This is a genomic window from Empedobacter sp. UBA7252, from assembly GCF_002472765.1.
Lineage (GTDB): Bacteria > Bacteroidota > Bacteroidia > Flavobacteriales > Weeksellaceae > Empedobacter > Empedobacter falsenii_B.
On sequence record NZ_DKSQ01000091.1, the window covers coordinates 1 to 4,529 of the forward strand.

Annotated in this window: 5 protein-coding genes; 1 reads left to right on the forward strand and 4 read right to left on the reverse strand. The window is 33.8% G+C overall.

Going from position 1 to position 4,529, the window contains the following annotated elements:
• Window positions 1–894 precede the first annotated feature (894 nt).
• From B2X73_RS13110 to B2X73_RS13125, 4 genes are read right to left on the reverse strand one after another with little or no spacing between them, the layout of a single operon-like run.
• Window positions 895–1,227 (reverse strand): hypothetical protein, encoded by a 333-nt coding sequence (locus tag B2X73_RS13110; protein ID WP_070566179.1) that lies wholly within the window; start codon window positions 1,225–1,227, stop codon window positions 895–897.
• Window positions 1,228–1,238: 11 nt separating this feature from the next.
• Window positions 1,239–1,652 (reverse strand): hypothetical protein, encoded by a 414-nt coding sequence (locus tag B2X73_RS13115; RefSeq protein WP_083295947.1) that lies wholly within the window; start codon window positions 1,650–1,652, stop codon window positions 1,239–1,241.
• Window positions 1,642–2,781, reverse strand: coding sequence for a nucleotidyltransferase domain-containing protein (locus B2X73_RS13120; protein ID WP_070566177.1), 1,140 nt, complete (start codon window positions 2,779–2,781; stop codon window positions 1,642–1,644). Before B2X73_RS13120 ends, B2X73_RS13115 begins: the two co-directional genes overlap by 11 nt.
• A gap of 1 nt (window position 2,782) precedes the next feature.
• Window positions 2,783–3,619: an HU-CCDC81 and SPOR domain-containing protein gene (locus B2X73_RS13125; protein ID WP_070566175.1), complete on the reverse strand. Its 837-nt coding sequence runs from the start codon at window positions 3,617–3,619 to the stop codon at window positions 2,783–2,785.
• Between the two features lie 85 nt (window positions 3,620–3,704).
• Here B2X73_RS13125 and B2X73_RS13130 point away from each other — a divergent pair, with 85 nt between their 5' ends.
• Window positions 3,705–4,385 (forward strand): RNA polymerase sigma factor, encoded by a 681-nt coding sequence (locus B2X73_RS13130; protein ID WP_070566173.1) that lies wholly within the window; start codon window positions 3,705–3,707, stop codon window positions 4,383–4,385.
• Window positions 4,386–4,529 lie beyond the last annotated feature (144 nt).

Below are 4,529 nucleotides of genomic sequence, written 5' to 3' on the forward strand. Positions count from 1 at the left end.
ACAGAAATCCAATCCTAAAATTTATTTAGGACAGATGTGCTTGAACATAATAAGATAAATCAAAATTTCGTATCTTTAGCCTGTTAAAAATATTGGGAGTTACTGTTGGTTTAGCTCTTATACTTCATTGGGCCTTTGGGGTAGTGTTCGGCGTTGTTCTCCACGCAATATTGGAAATGATTTATGAACATGTAAAACAAGGAATTATGAAAATAAATGTGAAATTTATTGGTAAAAAAATCTGGCGTGGTGCCCTCTCGGAGATATTGGTATGAATCACCACCCCATGATAGTTCAGTAAAGTTAAGACCAAGCGATGCCAGCTTCCTGATTTGAGGGCTGAGGGGTTCGATTCCCCTCTTCTCCGCCAACCAGCTTATTAACACAAATGCTTTTCTTGAACATTTGTTAAACATACGAACATATTAAAATTCTTCTTCCCTTATAAAATTGCTTCGATTCACATTCTGCGTCAAGTCCTAAAGTGGTTGCTAAATATGATCTATTTTTGCAGAACCATCTAGATTAGAAAATAGATGACTAGGCAATATGGATAATTTTGACCATTTGAATAATAAGTTGAAAAGTTCCAAATCCATATTTACTTGTTTTTTTGGTTTTGTTCAATTGCTCAATTCACCTCGGAATTGCGTGGTTTCAATACTCAAAATCTCTAGTTGGGTGCCGTTTTTATTATTTTACTTTAAAGCTTAATTAAAGTAAAATATTATAATTTGATAAATCCAGTTCCGAGCTTCGTCATGTTTAATTACCTTTTGAAGGAAGTGGGATAAAATAATTTCCAAAATGGACTTGATGATCCACTTTGGAAACTTACTTCTGAAGATTTCATTTTAGATGTTTTAAGATTATACAATTGAAATTTCTAAAGCTCTAAAAATTGTCTGGCGAAGTTTTCTGAGCCGTTGCCTGAGCGGTGGAAAACTGCTTATCAAAATGACTTAACAACATTTCAATAAACCGTCCGTGATATATTCCATAAATAACAGTGCTTAATTCTTTGTTTTTTCGTCCCAAAATTCCAAATCTAAGCTCGCCAGGGAGAATTTGAGGTCTTAACCAAGCTTCGTACTGCCATTGTTCTGGTGTATGTGTAAAATCACCCGCACTGTCATAAGTCCAAGTTCGAATTTTATCTTCATTGATTCCTTTTTTTATCGCCGCTAAAAGCTCCGTCGGCGAAGTAGTTTTAATTATTATTGCCATATTGATTTAATTTAATGTTCAATTCCTCCTCCAAGCCATAAATCTGTAGCATGCCATATTTCATAAAAATACAGCCATACAGATATCCAAGGTACTATTGTTTGTGATATGAGATCTTTTGCAGTCCATTCTTTTGCTCGTGGATAGTATAAGCATAAAGATCCATCATTATAAGTATGTTTTATTTTTCCACCTGGGGTTCTTGGTTTAAGTTTGTTGTTCAATACTACTATTTTGGGAGAACAATCTTGCTTGTATGTAATCCTTACTTCATAATATTCACTTAATGGCGATGGTTGTATACTTGATTTAGCTGTAAATCCATTGTGATGAGCCTGGATTTTCCATCCAGGGAGATTTTTCTTAAAATCCAAATACTGCTGCATCGCAGTATATTTTCTTATTGTGCTGTACCTATTCTCCATAAAAATTGTTTTTTTCTACCAGAGTAGCGGCTGGAGAGACTTTTGTGATCAATCCATTTGTCCTATTTACTCCTAGCTGCTGTGCATTTCTGGCCTTGGTGATATATTCCGATTGTTCAATTAAAGAATTTGTACTCGTATTTTCACCAAACATTTCCTTTAGAATGTCGAGGATTCCGCTGATACCTTTAGAATTATCAATTTTATCCCATAGGTTTTTAAAGTCCGAAATAAATTTTTTAAAACACTTATAAAGATTGGGTTCATTAATCCATTTATCTGAAAATTTCTCTTCAGTATTTGCTGGATTAACAATATCCATAATTCCGTCGCAGAGTGCTAAGGCATTATAAGTTCTATTGATTATGCCTTTGATAGCTTCATATTCTGAAGCCTCTCCATTATAAAACATTCCTGCAACAGTGGTTAGTATAATACTTGAAGTACTATCGTCGGGATTTTCTTTGAAATATATATCACGAAAACGTTTGATTAATTGAACAGCCCGTTGAATTGGCTGTAATAATTGATATGGAATCTGCTCTGGCAAATCTTCCGCCCGAAGCGCCTTTTCAAGTAACAATTGATTTCTAGTAACATATCTTGATTCAAACCAGGTAGCATAGCCTTTTGGATTACTAGGGGTCCAATCTCTTAAAAGACGGTCTGGGACAACGATTTTATTTGGATCTAGATCAGACTCTTGGAAAGCAGGTAATATGTCAATGTGAAAGAGGTTAGCATATATAATCCTAATGCAGCGGTTTTTTCTTTGAATCATTGTTTTATATTGACCGTGTTCTTTTAATCTTCTTTCAAGTTCATTGAGAACTTCTATAGGGTCGAAGCTCTCATATGGCAGCATCATATGGATAACAATGTCCAAATCGAATTCCTCTCCATTTAATGGTTTGACGTTTGTTCCAATGCGATAAGATCCCTGAGGGTAAATGTTAAAAAGAACATTTTTGAAAAACCCGATATCAGCTTCTATCCATTCGGATACAGCATTGTAGCTTCTTTCGGCTGATGATCGTCTAGTATCGTCCAATTGAAGTTTCTCTGCAATTCTGTTAAGTAAGTCATCAAGTTGTTGATTGAATGTATTTGGTATGTATATATTTTTCATGTTATTTTACTTTAAAATCTTTATTGAATAATGAAATAGTATGTTCAGCTACCGAAAATGGTTTTCTGTTATCGTTTGTGTAACCTAATCGTTTTATAGTATCTTCTGATACCCAATGATAGATTGAGTCAGCTTTTTCCTCTTCCAGTAATTTTTTTAACTCCAATCTTTGTGACTCATTGGGTATAAATTCAAAAACTTCATGAATTAGTATTTCCGGACATTCATAAAAAATAGAATGGTGAATATACAAAGGGTTTCTATACAGAAATTTGTAATTAACATGTGGGAACTTTACCCTGTCAAGAATATTTGTTAATATTAATTCTTCGCAGAATTCCCGCCAGTGAGATATTTCTCTCTCCTTCTGAGAATCGAACCACAGTAAAAATTTGTGTAAATGTTTCCCTTTAATTCTAAGTCTTAAATCATGTCGTGTGGTATCACAAATTGGAATCTTTTTATCATCGAGAATTTCTAGCTGCTGGAAGATTGTAGATGATTCCGCAAGTCTTTTATACACGCCGCCTACGGGTTGGAATTGGTCAATATTTCTACCTTTTACTAAAAGATATTTTCCGTCAATTTCAATTTTGAAAATGTAGGCTGCCGATATTCGTATGTGCTTGAATCGATGGACTGTAGCTGCTTGTAGGCATACCCAAATTTTCCCTTTTAGCATAAGAATTGAAGTAATGGCTATTCCTATCATTGTTCCCAAACCTCCAATTGCAAGCTCATGTATCAGATCACTAATTGCTTTGTTAGCTATAAGATTATTTCCTAATATTAGGTATAATGCTAATAGGATAAATAAAATTATGTAAGATATAATCATAGTTTTTCTTTTCTGTTATATATGAGAATCCGTGACAAAGCCGTATATTGTAACGGATTCTCATATAATTAACCAAATAACTTTAATGGATAACGCTTCGTCTTTTGTTTCACTTGAAGATTTAAGAAAGGAATCTGTCCTTACTTTAATGGAATATATGGCTATGGCAGAGGAAGAGCCTGCTATAGCGAATTTGGCTTTTAATGTTTTTTACGAAATTGTCTCTCCGTCTTTTATGGTTGCTTGTGTAAAGGCTTGCAAACCATATCAAAACTTATACGATGGGTTAGCTGAAGTTATTTTTAATAATGCGTTATTAAATGCTTATAAAAAATCAGCACAATTTAGAACAGATCATAAAGATTCGGATAAGGCACTATTGGCTGTTAAGAGTTGGCTTTTTGGAATTGCGAGAAATGAACTTTATCAAGAGTTGAGAACAATTGAGGTGAATTCGAGGTTATCTATTGTAGAGGATATATTAGTCCTCGAATCAGAAGTAGAGTATCATGAGAACGAAAACTCGGCCTGTTTCGAAAAAGAAATACTAGAGCAGGCACTAAATACGTTAAATGAAAAAGAACGAGGCGTTTTGCTTATGTGTTACCAGTTTAGTGAGGATGGAAAAAATATTCCTTCAGATGTAATTGAAAGAATAAATAAAGTTTTTAATATCACAGAACCAAATCGGCGGCAGATTAAAAAGCGTGCCCTAGACAAATTGAAAAAACAAGTTGACTATTTACTTTCAAAAACAAAAAGATGAGCGATCTTAAAATAATTTTGAATAATCTGGATGATCTTTCAGATTTCGAAAGTAGGTTGATTAGATCCCTTAAGGGGAATGGTTGTATATTTCCTATTACAGAAGAGGAAATTGAACAATTCGAAGCATGTTATATAAAGGATA

Bases quoted from the DNA above. Each gene is read 5' to 3' on its own strand.
- B2X73_RS13115 (WP_083295947.1), bottom strand. From the start codon at position 1,652: ATGGAGAATAGGTACAGCACAATAAGAAAATATACTGCGATGCAGCAG.
- B2X73_RS13130 (WP_070566173.1), top strand. From the start codon at position 3,705: ATGGATAACGCTTCGTCTTTTGTTTCACTTGAAGATTTAAGAAAGGAA.
- B2X73_RS13125 (WP_070566175.1), bottom strand. From the start codon at position 3,619: ATGATTATATCTTACATAATTTTATTTATCCTATTAGCATTATACCTA.
- B2X73_RS13110 (WP_070566179.1), bottom strand. From the start codon at position 1,227: ATGGCAATAATAATTAAAACTACTTCGCCGACGGAGCTTTTAGCGGCG.
- B2X73_RS13120 (WP_070566177.1), bottom strand. From the start codon at position 2,781: ATGAAAAATATATACATACCAAATACATTCAATCAACAACTTGATGAC.